Source organism: uncultured Methanobrevibacter sp. (assembly GCF_947170395.1).
Lineage (GTDB): Archaea > Methanobacteriota > Methanobacteria > Methanobacteriales > Methanobacteriaceae > Methanocatella.
Window position 1 is genome coordinate 34,450 of record NZ_CAMVTE010000011.1, and the last position, 23,995, is coordinate 58,444.

General features: G+C 24.6%; 11 protein-coding genes. 8 read left to right on the forward strand and 3 right to left on the reverse strand.

Annotation, left to right across the window (positions count from 1 at the left end; all coding sequences use genetic code 11):
• Nucleotides 1-53 precede the first annotated feature (53 nt).
• The gene (locus Q0W04_RS04520; protein WP_298500847.1) at nucleotides 54-3,452 is read right to left on the reverse strand and encodes a DEAD/DEAH box helicase; all 3,399 of its coding nucleotides are present in this window, start codon (nucleotides 3,450-3,452) and stop codon (nucleotides 54-56) included.
• On the reverse strand, nucleotides 3,442-4,197 hold the full coding sequence (locus tag Q0W04_RS04525; protein ID WP_298500850.1) for a Hachiman antiphage defense system protein HamA: 756 nt from the start codon (nucleotides 4,195-4,197) through the stop codon (nucleotides 3,442-3,444). The genes Q0W04_RS04520 and Q0W04_RS04525 overlap by 11 nt, the downstream gene beginning before the upstream one ends.
• A gap of 463 nt (nucleotides 4,198-4,660) precedes the next feature.
• On the opposite strand from Q0W04_RS04525, the gene Q0W04_RS04530 reads away from it, so the two are divergent.
• The 3 genes from Q0W04_RS04530 to Q0W04_RS04540 all read left to right on the forward strand — a co-directional run bounded on the left by Q0W04_RS04530 (nucleotide 4,661) and on the right by Q0W04_RS04540 (nucleotide 8,582).
• Nucleotides 4,661-6,142 (forward strand): Eco57I restriction-modification methylase domain-containing protein, encoded by a 1,482-nt coding sequence (locus tag Q0W04_RS04530; RefSeq protein WP_298500853.1) that lies wholly within the window; start codon nucleotides 4,661-4,663, stop codon nucleotides 6,140-6,142.
• Entirely contained in the window at nucleotides 6,135-7,052 is a 918-nt protein-coding gene (locus Q0W04_RS04535; protein WP_298500855.1) for a BsuBI/PstI family type II restriction endonuclease, read from the forward strand. The genes Q0W04_RS04530 and Q0W04_RS04535 overlap by 8 nt, the downstream gene beginning before the upstream one ends.
• A 1,104-nt stretch (nucleotides 7,053-8,156) precedes the next feature.
• The gene (locus Q0W04_RS04540; RefSeq protein ID WP_298500857.1) at nucleotides 8,157-8,582 is read left to right on the forward strand and encodes a YkvA family protein; all 426 of its coding nucleotides are present in this window, start codon (nucleotides 8,157-8,159) and stop codon (nucleotides 8,580-8,582) included.
• Between the two features lie 7 nt (nucleotides 8,583-8,589).
• Here Q0W04_RS04540 and Q0W04_RS04545 read toward each other — a convergent pair whose 3' ends face one another.
• Nucleotides 8,590-11,748 carry a hypothetical protein gene (locus tag Q0W04_RS04545; protein WP_298500860.1) on the reverse strand — a complete coding sequence of 1,053 codons (3,159 nt, stop codon included), beginning with the start codon at nucleotides 11,746-11,748 and terminating at the stop codon, nucleotides 8,590-8,592.
• A 410-nt stretch (nucleotides 11,749-12,158) separates the two neighbouring features.
• Between Q0W04_RS04545 and dptF the strand changes: the two genes are divergently transcribed.
• Genes dptF through dptH form a run of 5 tightly spaced genes read left to right on the forward strand, consistent with a single transcriptional unit; the run spans nucleotide 12,159 to nucleotide 23,950 of the window.
• On the forward strand, nucleotides 12,159-14,585 hold the full coding sequence (gene dptF / locus Q0W04_RS04550; RefSeq protein WP_298500862.1) for a DNA phosphorothioation-dependent restriction protein DptF: 2,427 nt from the start codon (nucleotides 12,159-12,161) through the stop codon (nucleotides 14,583-14,585).
• A 7-nt stretch (nucleotides 14,586-14,592) separates the two neighbouring features.
• Nucleotides 14,593-15,948 carry a DNA phosphorothioation-dependent restriction protein DptG gene (gene dptG / locus Q0W04_RS04555; protein WP_298500864.1) on the forward strand — a complete coding sequence of 452 codons (1,356 nt, stop codon included), beginning with the start codon at nucleotides 14,593-14,595 and terminating at the stop codon, nucleotides 15,946-15,948.
• Between the two features lie 24 nt (nucleotides 15,949-15,972).
• Nucleotides 15,973-17,322, forward strand: a complete 1,350-nt coding sequence (gene dptG, locus Q0W04_RS04560) for a DNA phosphorothioation-dependent restriction protein DptG (RefSeq protein ID WP_298500865.1) — start codon at nucleotides 15,973-15,975, stop codon at nucleotides 17,320-17,322.
• A gap of 18 nt (nucleotides 17,323-17,340) precedes the next feature.
• Nucleotides 17,341-18,690 (forward strand): DNA phosphorothioation-dependent restriction protein DptG, encoded by a 1,350-nt coding sequence (gene dptG / locus Q0W04_RS04565; RefSeq protein WP_298500866.1) that lies wholly within the window; start codon nucleotides 17,341-17,343, stop codon nucleotides 18,688-18,690.
• Complete coding sequence (dptH, locus tag Q0W04_RS04570; protein WP_298500867.1) at nucleotides 18,671-23,950, forward strand: DNA phosphorothioation-dependent restriction protein DptH; 5,280 nt, start codon at nucleotides 18,671-18,673, stop codon at nucleotides 23,948-23,950. Before dptG (Q0W04_RS04565) ends, dptH begins: the two co-directional genes overlap by 20 nt.
• The last annotated feature ends 45 nt before the right edge of the window (nucleotides 23,951-23,995 follow it).

The window sequence follows — 23,995 nt, forward strand, 5'->3', positions numbered from 1 at the left end:
TTTAAAATATTAAAATTTAAATTTAATATAATATAATCATTTTTTTCATAATTTTATTTGTAAAACCTATTTTCCAATGATATTAACAGTAAGTTGTTATTTTGCAAAGATTTTACTTCCCAAATATTCTCAATATTAATCTTTTTATCATTAATTATTTTTATATTGTTAAAATCTATATTAATAATATGATTTCCTTCTAAATCATATAATGAGATATTATTTTTATTATTTAGAATATAAATGAATTTTCCTAATAATTTTCCAATGTTTTCATTTAATGTGATGTGTACTTTTGATAGTTCTTTTTGTCTAAATGGATGTAGATATTTTTCAAATTCTTCTAATTCTTTTTCAGTCCATTTATTTTCTAATTCTAAATATAATTGTTCTAATTCAACATATATTTTATTAAAGTTCAATTCTTCTATTTCGATATGTTCAGATAGTTTTTTACAAAATTTATAATTGTTATTAGCCCAAGGCATTAATATTATAATTTTCAAATCAAATATGCCATATTTAAACATTTCAGAAAAATATTCACATACCTTTGGTATTTGTAGTCTAGGTTCTTTTAATCTAAAAAAGTTCAATATACTAGTTATTGCCCAAGGAAGCATATTGCTGCAAAAGTTAATAAACTTGTTAACTTCAGTTCTGCTTAAATTATCAGCACAATTACGTTCAAAGTTTTTATCCTTAATCCATGAGATTAAAATTTCATCTTTTTCACTAATTTTATATTCATATTTTAATGTATCTAATTCTAACATTTTTAAAGCAATATTTAGTAATAATTCCTCTTTTGTGTCTTTATTACTTGTTTTCCAATTTTTTGATTTTAAAAATAAGTTTTTTAATTCATCATAATTCTTCTCAATATATTTACAATCTTTTAATGATAATCCCATATTGTATGCTCTTGATCTAATTGTATTTTCACTAAATTCTTTTTTTAAGTAAGATAATCTTGAATTAATGAATCCTTTTAGATATTTTTGGTCTTTTATTTTTCTAAATTGGACATGATGTAATGAAACATTAATAAAGTTTTCTAATATTTTTAATTCATCCTCTTCTTCCTCGATAAATGCTAACAATTGTGCATCTAATGTATTAATATTAAGTATCTCTTCATAATCGAATATTTCCTCGATATCAATAGTATTTATCACTTTTACACAGTATTCTTCAATAGTACAGTTAATGGAATCATGATGTGCTTTAAGTTTAGTTAATAATGGTTCGATAACGGATTTCAGTTGATAAGTATCATTGTCAAAATATTCACAAAATAAGTCATACTGTCTTTTTTTCTTTTGATAATTTTTCTTATTCACAATCCCTAAAGATAATAATACTCTTCCATTATTATTTTCATTAGCTCTACCAACTCTTCCACAGATATTAAAAAATGTTGAATAATCAATAGGATTTTTTATATATAATCCTTTAAAGATTATATTTTTGAATGGGAAATTTACTCCTTGAACTATTGTGCTTGTTGCAATAACTAATTTAATTTTTTTATTTTTTAAAGCTTGTTCAATTGCTATTTTTACATTATCTGGTAAATCTGCATGATGAATGATAAATCCATAATTTAAATAAGTTAATAATTCTGATTCATCCCCTAATTCATTTTTTATTATTTTTATTAGGTGAGCAATATCTTTATCTTCAAGATTGATGTTTAAGGTATAATTATAACATTTTAAATCAATCACATTCATAATTTCAATAATTGATTTTGATAATGCATTTATCTGCCTCTTTGTTGGAGCATAAACATAAGTTTGACCTTCTTTTGCAAGTTCAATTGAAGATAAAGCTAATGCTTCATTGTCTTTTGTTGGAATTTTTTTCCTTTTTGAATTAATAAAACAATCTTTATGAATATAATCCATGAATTCTAAATCTATTACTTCAGGTAATTTTTTATAATTCTTATAAATGTAATCTATGTATCCTTTATCGTTTTTAGTCCAGTATAAAGCACCTACATAAATATTTGTGGGTTTCCAATTTTCATCAATTAAATTATTTTCATCATTAGATAACCATTTGGAAAAATCATTAATATTACTCAATACTCCTGATATAAAAACTATTCTTGAATCTTTAAATAGGTTTTTTAGTCTATACATAAAAAATTCAAATTTCGTTGATCTAACAGAGTATTTATCTAATTGATTATCATAAGTGCCCATTATATGTCCTTCATCAACTATAATCAATCCAATTTCATCTTTTAAATAATTATTATTTCTTAACAATACATCGAATTTTTCAGGAGTTACAATTAGAATATCTAATTCATCAAGAAAATAGTTTTCATAATCATTTGAATCAAAGCCACCATAAAAATCAGAAATTTTTAAATTCAAACTATTTAAACTGAATCGTAATGATGTTTCTATCTCATTTGAAAGAGATTTAAATGGAGAAACATAAATAACTTTCCCGTTGTTGTAGAAATTTCCTTCCATGTAATATTTTAAAATTAACAATTCAGCAACAAATGTTTTCCCTGCACTTGTAGGCATTTTAATAGTTAAATTTTCATTATTTTTTAAAATCTTAGGAATAGCACTAATTTGAGATGGCCATAACTCAACAATGGGTGTTTCTCTATTAGCATGATTAAAAATATAATTTGTTAATTTATTATTCAATTCCTCATCAGAATCTGAATAAAAGGGTTTCAATTGATTCCATAAACTATTTTCATATAATTCTTTAATAATTATTTCCAGGCAGGAAATAACCCACCAATAATCAACAAAGTTATGAACTAAAGATATCTGTTTATATTTATCCATTAAATCTAAACTATCTTCAATAAATGTTTCATCTCCTAATAATAAGAAGTTTAAAACATTATTCAATGCTTTAAAAATAGAATATGAAAGCATTGTGTCTAAAGCATCAAAATTATTAATTTCAGTTGATTCTAATTTTTCAATTAATAAATCCTCATCATATTTATCTGAATTTATTTCTTTTAAAATCAAAGTTCTTAATTCATGGAAATCCTTATTCATGAATATAAATATAGATTCTTTATATTTTGGTAATTCTAAATTGGCATTATCCTTAGATAATACATATGCTCGCGGATAATTATTTGAAATGTAATATGTAATCATTGAGTCAAAAATTAATTCTTCTTTATTTAATTTTGGATGATTTAATCTAGATAATGTTTCTAATGTTTCTGCAGCTTTAACAAGATATGGGTTAATTTCAGTTTTATCTTTTGAGTTTAATAATTTCAATGAATTAAAAATTAATAAATAAGAGTTATAATAACATTTTTCAATTAACTCTTCATCAAACTCATAGTTCCCACCATGTTCTAGTGATAAAAATAACTGGTTAATAAACTCTTCAATTTGAGGGTTATCTCCTTCATTTAAATTCTTTTCATAAAAAGATTTATTTTTCATGATAATAACCTCTACAATCTTCAAAAAGAGCAGGTATGAATTCATCCAAATCTTCAAAATACACATTGATTAAAAATAGATTATTTAATTCATTATTTTTTATATTGAATTTCCTAGGTTTATATCCTGTGATGAAAAAAATCCAACTATCTTTTTTTATTTGCTCAAAGAATTCTATGGACATTAAATCTTCAATTTTGTCACCTAATTCTTCATCAATTTCATAAACTCTATCTGAAAAAAATTTTATCATGGTGGGATGAAGTGTATATGATTTTTCTAATTGGTCAATTGCTTCTCCTAAAACATTAGAATCACTATTAGTCCTAACTTTTGCTTCACCAACACATACTCTAGTAATTTCTCCATTTTCTATATATAATCCAATAATATCTTCACCTTCAAGAGATTTATTGGTTTTGTGCTTATGTCTTAATTTTAAAATTGGGAATGTGTAATTATGGAACTGCTTAAGATGTTCTGTACCAAAGATTTCTCCAAAATCTCCTTTTTCATGAATTGGGTCTGTTGGAATTCTTTTATTAATGTAATTTTCTAATTTTGAAAATTTTTCGTCTTTAAGATACTTATTAACACGTTTAGGATTAGTATAATGTTCTATTACTCTTTCAACTAATTTTTCGTATATTTTTTCTCTTGCATCAGGTATTTCATTAAATTTTACCACTATGCAATTCTGAATTGATAAATCTTGTTCTGATTCAATCCAATCTTTAAAAAACAATATATATCATCTCTTTTTAATTTTTATATATATTATATTCTTTCTTGATTATTATTTTTAAATTATATTATTATTGTTAAGTTAAAAAGTTTGAGAATGAAAATTATGAATTTAGTAAAGTATGTGGGATGGATTTTCTTTAAAAAATAATTATAGGTTATCTATTAATATTGAAACATGTTTGTTAAGGCAATTTATATTGAAAAGTTAGTATTAATTTGGGGAAGTCTAATTATTTTTTTACAGTTATATAGTAGATGTTCAATTATATGGTATTAAGTTTTATTCTTGAAGTTGTAAAAAGATAATATATAAAAAAATTCATAATATAATTCTAAAATTTATATAATGGCTAATTATTTACTTAATTGATTTATAAACTATTTTTAATAGGTTTATTTTAAATTGGTAATGTTTAAGTATGATTAATAATATAAATACTATGCAATTATGAGGGATTTTCATGTTAAATCAAATTGTTAATAGTACTGACCAATATTTAGAAAAATTTCCTAAACATGAAAGAAAAAAGATTGGTCAATTTTTCACTTATAAAAATACAGCGATATTCATGACAAAGATGTTTAAAGGGACTATTAATAAAGATTTACGTATTTTAGATCCTGGTGCAGGGACTGGAATATTATCTGGGGCATTAATTGATAGACTTCAAGATTATGATTTAAATTCAATTCATTTAGTAATGTATGAAAATGACGAAAATATTCTTCCAACATTAGAATCAAATTGTAAATATTTAATTGAATCTTCTAAAATTCCATTAACAATTGATTTAGTTAAAAAAAATTTTATTTTGGATAATGAATTTGAAAATTCATTATTTGATTCTAATACCAAATTCGATTTAATAATTTCCAATCCTCCTTATAAAAAAATACCTAAAAAAGCTCCCGAAGCTCAAAAAATGTTAAATGTAGTATATGGCTCGCCAAATTTATATTTTCTTTTCATGGCAATGTCACTTCACCTTTTAAAAGAAAATGGTGAAATGGTATTTATCATACCTCGTAGCTGGACATCAGGAAATTATTTTAAAACATTCCGAAAATATTTATTGAAAAATGGTGAAATTAATAACATTCATTTATTTATTAATAGAAATAATTTATTTAAACAAGATTCTATACTTCAAGAAACAATAATTATTAAAGTATCTAAAAGTCATAATAATCCAGAATTTATTAATATTTCTTCATCAAATGATTTCATGTTTGATGATTTGAAACGATTTAAGTTTCCATATGAATTAGCAGTATCTAAGGATGAAAATTCATATATTTTCTTACCAACAAATCAAAGTGAGGTTAATGTTTTAAAAATGTTAAATAAATTTGAGTATAATCTCATAGATCTTGGAATTAAATTAAAAACAGGTTTAACAGTTGGTTTTAGAAATAAAGAATTATTATGTGATAATCAATGCCAAGAAGCTGTACCTCTATTTTATCCTTGTCATTTTAATGAGGGTTTTGTTGAGTTTCCAGTTGTCACTGATAAAAAACAGTATATTTTAAAAAATAAAACTAGTTTACTTCAAGACAATAAAAATTTCTTATTTTTAAAAAGATTCACAACAAAAGAAGAAAAAAGAAGATTGCAACCCGCAATATACTTACATGATTCTTTCAGAGAATTTAATTATATTTCAACAGATAATAAGATTAATTTCATTGATACAATTAACAAAAATGATAATTTAACATTATCTGAAATTTATGGATTATTTGTATTATTTAATTCTACATTATATGATAAATATTATAGGATTTTGGATGGAAGTACCCAAGTCAATGCTAATGAAATCAATTCCATGCCTGTTCCAGATAGAAATTCTTTAAAACAATTAGGTGATAAAATAATTCATTCAAATAATTTGACAACATATTATTGTGATAAAATATTAGGAGAGTTAATTCATGGATAATTTAGATTCTGCAAAGGAAATATTAAAAGCAATTGAGATGCCTGAAAGACAACAAAATGATATTAGTGCTTATACTTTATTAGCATTAGCGCATATTCGTCAAAATAATGATTGGAGTCAATCTACTAATGAATGGATAAGAATACATGATATAATTAGATTTATAAATGTCAATTATGATGTACAGTATGCTGAAAATACTCGTGAAACTATCAGAAAAAATGTTATTCATCAATTTAGAGATGCTGCAATTGTTGAAGATAATGGTAAATCGACTAATTCACCACATTACAGATATAGATTAACTGAAGAATTTTTAAATTTAATACAAGATTATAATTCTCCTCAATGGGATAATTCTTTAAATGAATTTTTATCGCAACATGAATCATTAGTAAGCATATATTCTTCCAAAAAAGAATTATTAAAAAAACCTGTTCTAATTAATGGGGAGGAGTTTAATTTTTCTCCAGGAAAACATAATGAATTACAAAAACACATCATAGAGGAATTTGCATCACGTTTCGCACAAGGGAGTGAATGTTTATATGTGGGTGACACTGCTAAAAAAGATTTATTAATTAATAATGAAAAATTAGAGGAATTAGGTTTTGTCATTTCTACTCATGATAAAATGCCAGATGTTATTTTGTACTGTGAAGGTAAGAATTGGATTTATTTTATTGAGGCAGTTACTTCTACAGGCCCTATGGACTATAAACGAATAATTGAAATTAATAAATTAACTGAGAATGTTGGTGCGGGTAAAATTTTCATTACTGCATTTTTAGATTTCAGAACTTTTAAGAGATTTGCAGCAGATTTAGCTTGGGATAGTGAAGTTTGGATTGCAGATAATCCTAATCACTTAATCCATTTTAATGGCGATAGATTTTTAGGTCCAAGGTAAACTTTCATATTCAGTCTGATGCTGGTGATGTAATTGATGTTAAAATCATTTTAAATTCAATAAAATTCAAAAATTCATTGATAAAAATTTATTAATAAAAATTTTAATAGAATAATTTGAATCTGTAAAATTTTATTGACTTATTTGATTTTTATATGTTTTTGTGTCCAATTTGCATTTGAAAGTATAAAATGTCAGAATTTCCTTTTAAGTTTTGTATAATTTCTTTATTATTTCTGGATTAGTCTGTATGTAGTAATTTTAGATTTATGGGATGTTTTTTATTATATTAAATGAAAAATTCGATGAAATGCCTGAAATAATACAAGATTTCGTGAGAAAACTCTCTAAAAAACTTGAAATAACATTGAATCACATTAAAAACAAGAAAATTCCAAGTACAAATAATTTAGTAGAATTATTATTCAGAATAACTTTCCCTGGGAAAATAAAAAGAATCTTCAGAACATACAAACGAGCACAAAGACAAAATTCGATTAAACAACTTAAATTGAACAAAAAGAAATGTTTTGGGAGAAAACTGAAAATCCATCAGTTAAATTTTTTACACTCCTGATTTTGTATGAAATTTTAAAAAATTAATGTATAATAATATTTATATGGGTTGGAAGACAAATTTTTTGATATTAAAAGCAAAAACTAATGTCTTCCATGTCTTATTTTGGACGATAACCAATGCATATTTAACTATTTGAATTCAGATTCTATTAAAAAAATGATGAAAAATCATCAAGAAATAGAGAATCAGTTAATTTTCCAGAGTTTTTTAAAGTGTACACGAAAAATTTTTCCTAGAATATAAAAAATTCATACAATTCCTTGAAAAAAGACATAAAGGAAAATTAGACAATACAAACAATTAAATAGAAAACTACATGGGTAATATAATGTTAAAGACATCAAAAAGAAGTTTAGAACCATGGAAGTAGTATTTAACAAGATAATGCTTCAAAAAAATTGGATGGATTGAAAAAAGAAATCAAGAGCTAACTTTTTGACAGTCCTAAATTTATTTTATACAAAAATTATATTAATTGAAATCAAAAGAATATTATTAACTAAAATTTATAAAGGTAGTATTTAATGGAAAATAATTTTAAAGATTTTTATGATACTTTGAAAGATAATTTAGATAGTTATGAAGAAGAATATGATTCTTTTATTGATTATGGTCCGGAATTATATAACTTGTTATGTTCCTGTTTAAATTATAAAGAAGTGAATAGTGATTTACGTTTATCTATTAGTGCAGCTATTGCATATTATGTAGTTCCTATGGATATAATTCCAGAAACTATTTATGGGCCTTATGGTTATATTGATGATATTTATATTACAGTTTTTGTTCTTAGAAAAGTAGCTCATGAGTTAGGTTACGAATTTTTACAAAATCTTTGGGATGATGATGAAGATATAAAAAATATCATCGAAATTTGCTTTAAAGAATCAGTTGAAGTTCTTGAAGATAAAGTTGAAGATATTTTAACTTATGTTGGATTAATAAATTAATTTAATTTTAAATTTTTAATTTCCAACCATATTTTCTTAAAATTTCCATATTTGTTGTTGTCTGACTGTTTTTTGTAATTATATGAAAAATTATTTCAGATTCATTCTCATTAATAGGAATTAACTTCAATTCTCTTTTTGTAGCTTTAAAATCATTTAATAATTCCATAATAGTTGAATCTATTTTATCATTAGGTAGTTTTCCAGTAAATCTTAATTTTGAGTAAGTACCATTAATAAGTTCTTTTTTCATTGAAGTGATAATTTTAATTTTAGAAACAGGAATTTTATTGATTGGTTTCACTTCGTTTTCATCTTCAGCTATGAATTTTTTATGAGTTTTGTTTAATGGTTCTTCTTCATCATTTATGATTTCTCTAATTTCTTCTCGCCTTTTTTCTGCAATAATATCTTTAAGATTATCAATAATGTCTTCAAAGTCTTGGTTATTGTTCAAATCATTTGATCCACTAGAACATAACTCATTTGCAAAATCTTTATCAGATACAGTCCCTATAAAAACTTCAGGTTCAGTTTGTAAAATAATATTAAACTTATTTTTACCAATAGGTCTTGAAATAATAATACAATTTTTACAATATGTTTCATTTTCTTTTGGATTAAATTCTTTTTCACAATTTTTACAAACTGAAATATTCTTTTGTTTTTTCTCTGTTTCATTTTCGATAATTTCAAGGAATTTATCAAAGTCTCCAGCATCAAAACGGACAATTAATCTTTTTATAGTTAAGTTACTTAACCCCATTTTTTTAGCTATTTTATCTATGGAATATAAATTTTCATAATAATCCTCATGTATTAAAATTACATCTTCTAATGTGAATTTTGATGAAGATCCTGATGAACGAATAAATGTATGATCTTTATTTAAACCAGTAAATGGATAAGGAATATTTTTGGATTCAGCTAATAAAATCTTTGGAGGTTTTTTGGTTTTTCTTTTTTTATTAACTAAATCTATAATTTTTTCTGATTTAATTTTATAATTTGGATTTTTTGCGTCAAAATAGGTATTTAGGAAAGTTTCAATATTTTCTTTTTTAAGATAAAAAATATCCATTGATTTATCTTCTAAAACTAAATCATAATCTTTTAAATTATTGACTAATTTTAAAATTTCATCATCATTATAATAAATGATTAAATTTTCTTTAGTAAATTGAGTGTTAGATTTTAATTTATCCATTAAAATTTTTAAATCAATCGCAAATTTCTTTTTATTTTCACAGTTATCACAAATAACGTTAGAGTTATTAGACAAAATTTCATTACATATTTGGCATCGTTTATGAATTTTTATTTCATCTTGAGTATTACCTTTTAATGCATTATGATAATCTTCGTAAAATTCTATATAACCTTCATTTCCTTGTTTTCCTTTAGTTATATGTAATTGTAATACTGGAAATGGAATATTTGCTCTATTTGATGCTTCAAATATACTAAAACCAGATTTTATATCATTAATGATTTTTTTCCATTTATGGGTATTAATTGTAGGGGCTGATGTCTCATTAATTTTTTTAATACCATCAGTTAATAATCTATAAGGGGTTTGGCCATTTTTACCTTTTTCGATCCAAGCATTTAATCTGTTTTCAGTAATTCCTAATTTATTAGCTATTTCAGATAATTGTACATTATTCTTCATAAAAGCTAATACTTTTTCATATAATTCATAAAAGATTTCTATATCTGTTTTATTCTTTGTATTAATTGGTTTAAGCTTAATTGCTGGTTTTTCATCAGATCTTTCTGTAGAATTGATTTTAATTTGAGAATCATTTTTGGAATCTGATTCAATATTTGATTTTTCATCAATAGAACTAATTTGTGAATTATCTGATGTTATCGAAGTGGTTTCGGTTTTTTGTTCATCAGTAATTTTTTCTTGAGTAGTTTTAATTTCATCTTCTGGTTTAATAGTAGTGTCCATTAAATTATCATTAATACCATTTATCTCATTAGTTTTATCAACTAGAATATAAGAGTCTCCATCTTCAATGATGGCATTTTTTTCATCAAGATATTTTATCATTTTAGAAATTTCACTATTTTTGAAACCCAATGTTTCCTTGAGATATGTTATATCAAATGGGGTGTTTAATCCAATTTTTTCAGTAACTAAAATTACTTTATTCTCTATGTCGTCAGTTTTATTTTCAGTTTTTGTTGAATATTTGTCGATGAAATTTCTTAATTCTTCATTATAGTTAATTTCATATTTTCCATTGATTTTATATAAATAATAATATTTATTTAATGTTGTTGTAATATCCCCAATATTCTTTCGACTCAAATTATAGTCTTCTGCTTTATGTAAAAAATCTTCAAATGGTATTTTAGTATTCATTTCAAAATCAGCAAATAATAAATTGAGATAATTAAAAATTCGAATGCGGCATGCTTTACATATTTTAAATGGATCTTCATCAAGAATTTTACTACCACAAAAATCACAATTGACAGTTTTTACAGCAGGTTCTAAAATTACTTCAGATGGTGTTTCTACAATTTCTTCTTTTACATTTTCAGTAGGGAGATTTTCTTCTTTTTTAATTTCAACAGTTTTGAATGTTTGTTTCACTTCAACATTTTTTTTAATAGGAGTATTATCTTTAATTCTATTTAGATATCTATTGAAGAAGAAAATAGATTCTATTTCATCTAAAAGATACTCTATATTTTCACATAATTTTTTACTATCAAGAATGTTTCCTAAATCAAGATAATTTTCTGATTCAACGAGAATTGGTGAAATTGATGTTAAGTTTTCAGCTTTGTGATAGGAATGATAATTTTTATATTCAATATCCATTACTGCCCTTACTTCATCAGATTCATTATCTACAGCAAAATGACCATTGCCCATTTTAGGAGCATTGAATAAATCAAACTTAAGAATAAGTAATGGGTCTTTAGTATCCAATTGCTTATCATTGCCGTAGTTATATCCAAACAGATAAATATAAGTATTTCCTTGTTTGTATCGTATAAACCAAATCTTTTTTTCTTTAGAGTATGAAACCTTGTTTTTATAAGAATATACTTTCCTGGAGAGTGGAAATTCTAATCCTAAATTATAAAAAAATTCATTTTCATAAATTTCGTTTTGGTTTGAATTATCGTTAAAGAAGTAACTCATATTATCCTCGTTTTCATATAAATGTTCTAATTAATTATTTAAATTTACTTATATAAAATTATTTATTAATTAATCGAATTTTTATAAATACATTTGATTGCCATTTTTTAATAATAAGTTATATACAATCTATCTAACCAGTTCATTTGATCTATTGAACTATTTTTATTATTTTTTCAATGATTTGAAATTCAAACATGTTTCATTTTTATCTAAAAACACTTTATTCTCTTTTTAAAAAAATATGAGGTGTCAAAATTAAATATTAACTTATCAAAATTGCTTTAGAATAATATATATAATATTTTAAATAAAAATTTATATAAATAAGGGTTTTCAAATAATGGCGGAATTAACTTTAAATATTTTATTATTATTTGATTTTTAAAAAATGAATAACGGGGTCTTTTATGTCAGAATCATTTGATTTTATAAAATCTTTTGATATAGAGTTATACAATAATTGTATACGTCTAGAAAATGCAATATATGATCGAAATTATTATCAAGCGGTTTTAATTGGTAGGGGTATAAGTGAAGATTTAACATTAAAAATTGCTAATCAAGAAAGTATAAATGTTGAGGGTTTACTGCAGAATGATAGGATGGAAAAATTAAGTAATTTTGGTGTTTTTGATAGGTCTATTGAAAATCCTTTAAATTCTATAAGGCGGACTGCAAATAGTGTTGCGCATGATAACTTTAATGCCAATATGGAATCAGCTTTAAGAATACATAGGAATATTTATGACTGTATTCATTGGTATTATGATACATATGCAGAAGATGATTCTCATTTTAAGCCAAGATATGATTTTGATCCATTTCCTCCAGCACAACCTATTCCAACACCAGAACAAGAGATAGTTCCACAAAATAATGAATCTGAAAAAGTTAAAGAAGAAGAAACTATCAATAAGCCACAAATGGACACTATTGAAGAAAAAATTGAAGTAGATTCTAATGAAAATAACACTGAAGAAAAAATAGAACAAGAAGAACTTGATAATTTTCTAGATAGTTTTTCATTTGGGGATGATGATTCTGAAGAAGAAAAAGATATACAAGATACTTTACCCCTTATGGATATTGATTTGATTAATCCGGACATGGAATTTGAAGAATTGAAGGGGAGTTTCTTACTTAAAGAATTATCCAAATTAAAAGATTCTTCTCATGAATCTGTTGAAGGTTATGAATCATTAAGTGAATTTAAACAATATCTTCATGTTAAAAGGGAAATTCAGGACGAACTTTTTAATAAATTGAATGAAGTTAAAGATAAATCAACATCACAACTTGTAATGCTCTGTGGTAGTGTAGGTGATGGTAAGTCTCACTTACTAGCCTATTTAAATTCAAATCATCCAGAACTTATGAGTAATTTTAAAATTCATAATGATGCAACAGAAAGTTTTGACCCTGATAAAACAGCAATTGATACATTAGCTAATGTCTTAAAAGCTTTTGACAATGATTATATCAATAATTCTAATGAAAAATTAATATTAGCTATTAATTTGGGCGTATTAAATAATTTCATGGAATCAGATTATGCTAAAGAACAGTATTCTAAATTAAATGAATTATTAAATGAAACAAATATTTTTGATTCTGAAGCTACCTCTCAAAATTATGATAAAGACCCAATTCACATTATAAGTTTCAGTGATTATAATTTATTTGAACTATATGAAGATCATGTGGATTCAGAATATCTTAAAAAGCTTTTTAAAAAAATCACTGATAAAAATAAGCAAAATCCATTTTACCAAGCATATCTTCGTGATGTTGTAAATGAATATAATGGGCCAATTAGATATAATTATGAGCTTTTAATGAACGAAAAAGTTGTAAATGAGATTGTCCAACTTGTAATAAATGCCATCATCAAATTTAAAAAAATTGTTTCTACAAGGGAATTATTAAATTTTATCTATGAAATTATTGTACCTCCGGTAATAAAAGAATATGCTGATATTGATGAAGTTTATGATTATATGGAAGAAATCTTGCCGAATTTAATTTATACTACATCAGAAAGATCTCAATTACTTAAAATTATTGCAATGCATGACCCTATTCATTTAAGAGAAGAAATTTTAGATGATTTCTTAATAAAACTTAACATGACTAATGATTTAACCACAATCATTAAAGAATATTTAATAGAATCTGATGAAACCACAGCATTCATTGAAAGCATTGGAAATAATAATATTTCACAATTTAGAGGCAATGAATATATGATAATCAGCACCATAATTAGATATTCCTCTATTTTGGGTAGTGATGACATTAAACATGTTTTTACCCAAGATTCTTACAGGGAATTTACTCATTATCTTTATGTTTACAATACTCATGATAAAGGAGGATTTAAAGATTTATTTGAAAAAGTTAAAGGTGCAGTATTTAGATGGAAGGGTTCCCCTAAAAAGAATTATATTTTAATAGAAGAATTATCTAACTTCAACATTGCTGAAAGAATTGATTTGAAACCGGATTTAGTTAATATTCAAAGCCCTGTTGATGATTTGGGCAATAGATTTAAAACAGACATTCTTTTGAAATTTAAAGTTAATCATAATGAGAATATAATTCCTTTAAATATTGATTATACATTATATAGTATGATTACTAAATTAAACAATGGTTATAAACCAAATAAGAATGATAAAGAAGATTTAGTAATTTTCAATGAATTTATCGACGAACTTATCAAAAATGGAAGTTCTGATGAAGAGTTATTAATTGAAGATATAAATAATAACCGTAATTTTACATTAGAATTTGATTCAACATTTGATGAATTTAAATTTGAACAAGTTGAATAGGTGTAATATGTATGAAGAAAATTTAATTCATCTCAAAAATCAAATGGGAATTAATTTAACTCATGTAATTAATAAAAATTCTCCACTTTTACCTTTTGTAACAAGAGAACCTGAAAGAGTAAAATTTAACAATGGTTTTGATGGAATTATTGGAGAATTTGCTAGAATGTCATCTGATAAAGAATGGAATGATGATTTTAGCATAAATAATTTAGTGAATATGATTTTATTAAAAAATAACAGAATTAGGTGTTCTGATAAAGATAAAGAACATCTCAGTAAACTTATTAAAGACCATCTAATCAATGAGAATAATGAACTTAATATATTGCACCCACATTTGTTTTTGTATCTTCCACTATCAGATAACCTCCAAAAAGTTGGAGAAAAAAGAATAGCTGAATTTATTAATAATATATTTTTTATAGATATTGATACTAAAGAATTTTTCGATAATAAGAAATCTAACCAAGTCATGATTAAATTAATTTTAGATAATATATTTGAATTATCTGAAAAACATAGAGATTCGAAGTATATTTCGGTTCTGCCGTTTGTTTGTGAGGTTTTTAAGGAAGATTGGTTATTTGCAAGACAACATGAAAATTTTTTAGTTAATAATTTGGAATATATTCTCGCTTATTATTATTTTTATTATTGTTCTCAATTTTCAGTAAAATTACAACAGAACTATGATGTAGTTAATTTAAATGAACCCACTGAAATTTATTATTTATTAGATTCTGAAAAAGCAGGTAAAACTCGTAAAAGTATTAATAATGGTTATTATTTAATTAAACGAGCCAATGAAGATTTATTAGTTCGTATAAATGTCATTGAACATTTAAATATTTTAGCAGGAACTCATGGTTTGTTCCCCTTTCAAATAAATAGTTTATTAGAAAATGATTTTAATTATGATAAAGAAGAATATTTAAAAACTTTAAATGAGTGGGTTAATTTTTATAATGATGAAAAACAACTGGAGAAAACTAATTCCCCAATGAATTTTAAATCTTTAGAAAAAACTTTGTTTAATAGTTTAAATCAAGGAATTCAACAAGCTATTAAAAGTAGATATGCCAAAAATTTAGAAGAAGTTGCAAAAAAATATTTTGCGAAAGGTAGGGGGCCACATGGGTTAATGTTAAATTTAAATAAAGATATGCTTTATATTCTTACTGCTTTATGTGTAAAAAAAGATAAAATCAAATTAAATGATTTATTTAAAGAATTTGAATATCGAGGAATATTTTTTGATAGATATTCTAAAGAAGAAGTCATAACTATTTTAAATAATTGGAATTTAATTGATAAGAAAAGTGATAGTGGAGATGCACAGTACGTTAAATCAATTTTGTGATTTATTGTTTAAGAGGGAAAATGTATGTATGAAGGTAATCTTGAAGAGTTAAAAAAACAATGTAGTAATTCTAAAATTTTTTATCATAAAATAAATATAAATTCTCCTATTTTACCATTTATCACTGATTCTCGTAATCAAACACATTTTGATAATGGTTTTGAGAATATTATGGGTGAATTTGCTAGAATTTCTTCAGATAAGAGTTTAAATAAAGATTTTTCCATAACTAATATTTCCAATGACCTATTACTTGATAATATTCAAATTGAAGAAAATATAGGAGACTATTTAAAAATTATTATTGATGAATATCTTTTAAATGATAATAATTTCAAAATCTTGCATCCTTTTTTATTTTTATATATTGAAAAAACTCAAGGAGCAAGGTCCAATAATGAAACCGAGATTGCACGTTTTATCAGAGATGTATTTTTTAAAGATATTGAAAATTTCAATGATTTATTTAATAATGAAGAAATATGCAATGTTGCGGTTAAACTTATTTTAAACAATATTCAAGAACTTCCAGAAAAAATAACATATCCTAAATATATTTCTTGTTTATCTTTTGTTGTTGATATTTTTAGAGAAGATCTTGAGTTTATTAAAGAAAATATGGGATTTTTATTAAATAATATTTATGAAATTTTTGCATTTTATTATTTTTATTATTGTTCTCAATTAATTTTAAAATTAAATCAACCTTTCGATAAAGTTGATTTAAATAATCCTTCCATAATATACTATTTATTAGACTGGGAAAAAGCGAGTAAGAGTAGAAAATCCATTAATGAAGGACGTAATATTTTAAAAGAAGCTAATAAATCTTTATTTGTCAATATGAATTTATTAGAACATATAAATATTTTAGCAGGAACTCATGGATTTTTCATATGTCAAATTAATGATTTAATTAAAGAAAGCAAAAATGAAAAAGAATTTTTAGCTATTTTGAGGGAGTGGATTAAATATTATGATAATGTCCATAGTGTTGGAAAATATATAGATTATGATAATTTTGAAGATTTAATTTCTCTTTTAAAAAATGAACTTCAATCTGCAATAAAAAATCAACAAAAAACTTCATTTACTTTCAATTTGAATAATATTGGTAAAAAATATTTTTTAAAACGTAGGGGTCAATATGGTTATGCTTTGAATATTACAAAAGATTTTTTATATTTAATTACTGCATTATGTGTTAAGGAAGATAAAATTAAACTTAATGATTTATTTAAAGAATATGAGAGGAGAGGTTTGTTCTTTGATAGGTATTCAAAAGAGGAAATTGTAAATTTATTAAATACTTGGAATTTAATCGATAAAAAAAGCGATAGTGGAGATGCACAATACGTTAAGTCAATATTATAATTATTCTAGGGAGAAAATATGTACGAAGATAATCTAGAACTTTTAAAACAAAGATGTGGCTTGAAAATTTTCAGACATTCTGTAAATATTAATTCACCTATCTTACCATTTAGAGTAGACTCTAGAGATCAAACAAAATTCGATAGGGGTTTTGATGGAATTATAGGAGAATTTGCTAGAATTTCTTCAGATAAATATTGGGATAAAAATTTTGATTTAAATAAAATTGTTAATAATATTGTATTAAATGATGAGCTTGAATATGATGAAGACAATAATGAGTTTTTAAAATCAATTGTATCAGAATATTTGGCTAAAGATAAAACAAATGTTAAGGTTTTACATCCGTATTTGTTTTTATATTTGAGTAAAACTGAACGTTTAAGAGCAGATAATGAAAAAGAAATAGCTACTTTTTTCAGAGATGTGATGTTTAGAGATTTAGAAAATTTCAATGAATTTTTCAATGATAAAAATTCTGATAATATATTAATAAAATTGATTTTGAAGAATCTTCCAGAACTTCCAACAGAAAATGTGCCTTTAAAATATTATTCTTGTTTAAATTTTGTTACAGAAGTTTTTAAAGAAGATATTGAGTATATTATGGATAAACCAACATTTTTAATTAATAATTTAGATAATATTTTTGCATTTTATTATTTTTATTATTGTTCACAAATGATACTGAAGTTGAATCAATCATTTAAAGCTGATTTTGATCAACCCTCTAAGATTTATTATTTATTAGATTGGGAAAAAGCAAGTAAAAGTAGAAAATCAATAAATGAGGGATATGATATTTTAAAAGAGTCTAACAAGAAGTTATTTATTAATATGGTATTAATTGAACATGTTAATACGTTACTAGGGACTAATGCTTTACTAGTTAATCAACTTGAAGATTTTGTAAATTCTAATCCAAATAATGAAGAGATTTTTAGTTGTTTAAAAGAATGGATTAAGTATTATGAAACTATCCATAATCTGAATATTGAAATGTATTTTGAAAATTTTCGGGATTATGTGAAAATTTATCATGATGTTTTAGAAAAATCTATTAGAAACCAACAAAACGTAGGATTTTCTTTTAATTTAGAGAATATGGGTAAAAAATACTTTTTAAAACGTAGGGGTCAATATGGTTATGCTTTGAATATTACAAAAGATTTTTTATATTTAATTACTGCATTATGTGTTAAGGAAGATAAAATTAAACTTAATGATTTATTTAAAGAATATGAAAGAAGAGGTTTGTTCTTTGATAGGTATTCAAAAGAAGAAATTGTAAATTTATTAAATACTTGGAATTTAATCGATAAGAAAAGCGATAGTGGAGATGCACAATATGTCAAACAAATTTTATAACTATCTGTCAGATAAAATAAAAAATTTCTTTAAAACTAACGAAATACGTCATGGAGATAAGTTTTTTATCCAATTTGATGAAGAGTACAGGGTTGATGATTTTTATAATACTCTAAAAAGTGATTTAGATAATGTTGAAGAGTTTAGATATCAACATGAAAGCAGTAATGTTCCATTTACTACTTTTACAACATTATTGGAAAATGGGATTAATGTTGTAGTTGTAAATTCTAATAAAGTTTCTGTTGATTATCTTGTAACTTTAAGAAATCAGGTAACAACTCAAGAGGGTGTTTGGAAAGATACAGCATTATTACTTATCTGTTATAATATTATTGATAGTATTTATGATGGAATGAGGAATCTTGAAAAAGAAGACATGCCACTTAACATTAATATCATTAAAGATAATTTAAAGGATGAGATTGATTCTTCTAAAAAACTTTCTAAACTAGATAAAGTAGTAACCAAATTTTATTTAGATAAAAAAATAGAAGACGCTTTTCAAACTACATTATGGGATTATGAAGACATTTTATCTATCATAAATAAAGGTGAAATTGAAGAAAATGATTATAAAAATCTTGGTCTTTTTCCAGATAGTATGTTAGGATCTTATAAATCTCCTAAAGCTAAAGAAAATAGATTAGAAGAAAATGCAGATAACTTCAATTATGTAAATCTTTGCAATCAATATGATAATACAAAAGAAGAATTAGAAAAAAGATATGATAGTACTGGTGTAAATCTATTAATTAAAGAAGATTGGCCTACAGTAGATTTTAATAAAATTCATAAGTCTCATGAAAAATTATTAAATTTCACCAAAAGCTTAAACTATCAGGAAAACATGAATAAATTCACCAATGAAGGATGTTTATATTGGGAAAAACCTCTAAAATCAACAGCTGCAGGTAGACGTAAAAGACAAATTATTATCTTTAACGAAGATAATAAAGTTAATGAAGTTACTTTAAAATTTAAATTTGATGGAAAATTAGAAAGAACTTATCTAGACAAAAAGTCTCTTGATATTTGCAGTGTTTCAAGTAATACTCTTAAAATCAATTTTGAGTTATTAAATAATGAACCAACTTTCAAAAAAGTTAAATATAAACATAATAATCAAGCAAAATCAACATATGAATTTAATATTTTAGTTCTCCCATGTAAAGAAGACATATTACTCCCTATTAAAGACAAATATCAAATTAACAATAAATTAAATAAAATTATTGTAATTGACGATAACAATGAGGAAATTTCATTTGGTTTTGGTTCTAATGTACAAAGTTATACAATTGCCCAAGACAATGAAGTTATAAACATTTATGATGAGGACACCATCACTATAGCTAATGATTCAGCCATTAATGAGAATGGAGTTATTAACTTTAATTTAGCCTATAATGATTTAAAAATACCAATTCAAATTAAAGAAGATGGAACTAAATCACTTCCTGTTGAATCTTTGACTATCTGGAAATATAAACGTGAATATCAGGAAAACTTCATTTACAAAAACAATAAAGCGGTTCAAGGAACTAATTCTTTCTATCTTCATGAAGAGTTTAAAAAATACTTAAAAATGGAAAAAGATTTGATTAATAATTCAATTGCTTATGGTGAACGTGAAATAAACGGAAATATTAAAAAAATTGATTTGAAATTATCTGATGAGTTGCAAAGTGTTTTTGATAGAATTATTAATTATTATCGTGATATTGAGAATTTACCGAGTTTAGTATTTTTAGATAATGACTTAAAGTTATTATATGAAGAATTCATTGAACAATACAATAATGAAATCGAGAGTATTGGAAAAGATGCAATTATTTCAAGTGATGAGCGAAAACTAAATTTAATTAAACTTGGAACTATTAAAGATAATGATAGGATATTATTCACCCCATTATCTCCACTGAATATTGCTTATCAATTAGAAATACTAAATCAATGTCAAAATGAGATTTTAGACAAACCTATTCTTGAAAGATTAAATCCAAATAATCTATTACCTTATCTTTATGGAGATGTTGAAAAACACGGTAAAAATCTATTATACAAACCAATTTATCAAAAAGATGCTCAAGAATGGATTGTATTTGAAAAGAGTGCGGATGTATCAATTAGCAGTACAAATGCTTTCATTGCAATTGTTGTAAAAGATAAGATGAATCAGTTTGTTTCACATTTCAAATATCTTTTCGATAAAAAGGCGGATGCTCCTATCAAATTAAATATTATTAATATTAATGAAGATATGGAAATTGTAAAAGGTATTTTTAACTTTGTAAGGGATAGGCTTGATGATAGGAAAATCAAGCATAAGATTCCTGTTGAAGTTAATTTATACAATGACAATATGAGATCTACTTTTGATGATTTCTTTGATTGTGTTAATCCGGAACAACTAAATGAAAAATTTGGAATCACAATCAAATCTAGAGTAAAAGATCCTATAGATATTTTAAGGGAAGTTCAAGACAATATAACTTATTTCAAACATGATTTGCCTGATAATGATGTTGAATATGCGCATATTTCATTCTATAAAGTTGGTTATGAAGCTACTATTGCTGATGACAATATGGACCAGATTGAAACAGGTTTATCTATAGATGGATTACTTTCTTCAATTACTTCATTTAATACTCGATCTGAATATAGAACTGGATTTGGTACAAAACATATTCTTAATGAGGATAATTTACTTGTTCAAACTGTAATCAATCTGAATGAATTAAGTTTAAACTATCAAAATAATGGTGAAAATACTTATAAAAAACGTAAAACCATTATTACCAAACCAATGGAACTTAAAAAGGATTTAACTGAAGTTTTATATAAAAAATCCAGATGGGTTACTTTCATTGAACCATCATTCGGTTTAGAATACTTTGAAAATGAAGGTGATGGAAGTTTAATCATTATACATTACAGTGATCAATATTCCTCATCTACAAAATATGACACTATTACCGTTACAAGCAAATCCAAACAGTATAAGAATGTTATGGAAGAATTTTTAAGACCTAAACTCAAAGATGAAGACAAGAAGTTAATCAGCGATGAGAAATTGGAAGATGTGATAAAACTTTTCAATTCAATTAATGGTGAATGGCTGCTTAAAATCATCAGTACATATGGAAACACTGACAGAGAAAAAATAAGTATTATTTCAGCTATTAAATACATGTTAGCTATTTTGGATAATAAAGATATAATATGGATTCCAATTTCAATGGAAGAAATTTTAAGGATTGCTGGAACCGTTAAATTAAGTAAAAAAGAGGGTATTTTTGATCCTAAAATACTTGATGGAAAATACTGTGACGATTTGTTATTTATTGGAATAAATCCTAAAAATAATGTTGAAGTTTATTATTATCCTATCGAAGTAAAAATCGGAATTAATAATGAAAGTGTTGTTAAAAAAGGTAAAGAACAAATTGATAAAACATATATTTTATTAAAAGACCAATTATTTGACCGTTTTGAAGATACTCAATTTAGAAACAAATTCTACAGAAACTTCTTTATGCAAGTTGCTTTAACTAATGAACAAAAATTAATTTTAAATGATTTATTTAATCAATCTGAGATTGATATGATTGATTCATTAAAATCTAAATTTTTAAATGATGATTACAATATTTCAAATGAGTTAGAAATTAATATTGGTAAAGGTGCAGTAGTTTCATTTAAACAGGATAATTCTTTCAGAGCACTTAAAAAAGAAGATAATAATCTAATTGTTGAACTTACTGAAGATGATGCATATTATGGACTATTGAAATCATTTGAAGAAATCAATGATGAAATCCACAATGAAGAATCTGAAATAAGTCCAGATTATCTTTTATCTAATGTAAATATCAATGAGGATGAAGATATTTTCGAAAATGATGATAAAACAAAAGAAACTATCATTGAACCAACTAATGCTGGTGAGGATATGGAAAGCGGAAGCATTGGTGGTCCTGAGGATAGTGTTGAAGAAACATCTGAAGGCAACAATGTTGATGTTAATGATAAGGAGAATCTTATCAAAGAAGAACCTGCAATTAATGACGGTTTAAAACAAAGCGAACATTCTCCTAAAGAAGAACCTGCAGTAATTACTAATTCATCTACTGGGTTATCTGATACTAGGGCATTAATTGGAACTGTTGATGGTTCTAAACATGAAATTTATTGGGAATTTGGTAATAAGAAATTAGGTAATAGGCATCTTTTAATTCAAGGTAAATCTGGTCAGGGAAAAACTTACTTTATTCAGCGTTTAATTATGGAATTGTCCAAACACAAAGTTCCTGTAATTATTATTGATTATACTGATGGATTTAGACCTGATAAATTAGAAAATGAGTTTGTAGAGGTTTTAGGTGAGAATCTTGTACAACATATTGTAATTAAGGATAAATTTCCATTGAATCCATTTAAAAAATATCAAAACACTCTTTTTGATGGATATTCAATTGAAGAAGATAATGTGGATGTGGCTACCCGTTTTGTCTCAATCATTGGTTCTGTTTACAACCAATTAGGTATTCAGCAAAGAAATGCTATTTATGAAGCTGTTTTGAGAGGTTTAAATAATAAAGAGGTTATGGATTTAAAAGATCTTGAAGAGGAATTACTTAATCAGGATAGTGCTGTAGCAACAAATGCTTTATCACAACTTAAAGTATTCATTGATAAAAATCCATTTGATTCAGTGAATGCCTTTGATTGGTCTGATATTAATTATCCTTCCAGTGCGGTTACAGTTATTCAATTAACTGGAATAAATAAGGATATTCAAAAAATTATTACTGAAATGATTTTATGGGATTTGTGGTATTATAAAACTTCACATGGCGGCGATGAAAAACAACCATTTGCAGTTATTTTAGATGAATGTCAGAACCTTAGTTTTGGTAATGATTCCCCATGTACAAAGATATTGCAGGAAGGTCGTAAATTTGGATGGTCTGGTTGGTTTGCCACACAATTCTTAAAAGGGAAATTGGATAATAATGCAATTAATATGTTGCAGAATTCTGAAGAGCAAATTTACTTTAACCCTCCAGATAATTCTGTAGATACAATTGCTAAAACTTTAACTAAAGATAATGCAGATAAAAAATATTGGGAATCTAAATTGTCTGATCTTAAAAAAGGTCAATGTATAGTTTATGGACCTACAGTAGAAAGCAATGAACTAAAATCTTCTAAACCAATAGTAGTTAATGTATCTCCTTTATCTAATGAATGATTATATTAAAGTTATACTTTAGTTTTGGATTGATGGTATATGACT

Coding starts and splice junctions, on each gene's coding strand:
- dptG (WP_298500865.1), top strand. CDS start 15,973: ATGTATGAAGGTAATCTTGAAGAGTTAAAAAAACAATGTAGTAATTCT.
- dptH (WP_298500867.1), top strand. CDS start 18,671: ATGTCAAACAAATTTTATAACTATCTGTCAGATAAAATAAAAAATTTC.
- dptG (WP_298500864.1), top strand. CDS start 14,593: ATGTATGAAGAAAATTTAATTCATCTCAAAAATCAAATGGGAATTAAT.
- Q0W04_RS04540 (WP_298500857.1), top strand. CDS start 8,157: ATGGAAAATAATTTTAAAGATTTTTATGATACTTTGAAAGATAATTTA.
- dptG (WP_298500866.1), top strand. CDS start 17,341: ATGTACGAAGATAATCTAGAACTTTTAAAACAAAGATGTGGCTTGAAA.
- dptF (WP_298500862.1), top strand. CDS start 12,159: ATGTCAGAATCATTTGATTTTATAAAATCTTTTGATATAGAGTTATAC.
- Q0W04_RS04535 (WP_298500855.1), top strand. CDS start 6,135: ATGGATAATTTAGATTCTGCAAAGGAAATATTAAAAGCAATTGAGATG.
- Q0W04_RS04545 (WP_298500860.1), bottom strand. CDS start 11,748: ATGAGTTACTTCTTTAACGATAATTCAAACCAAAACGAAATTTATGAA.
- Q0W04_RS04520 (WP_298500847.1), bottom strand. CDS start 3,452: ATGAAAAATAAATCTTTTTATGAAAAGAATTTAAATGAAGGAGATAAC.
- Q0W04_RS04530 (WP_298500853.1), top strand. CDS start 4,661: ATGTTAAATCAAATTGTTAATAGTACTGACCAATATTTAGAAAAATTT.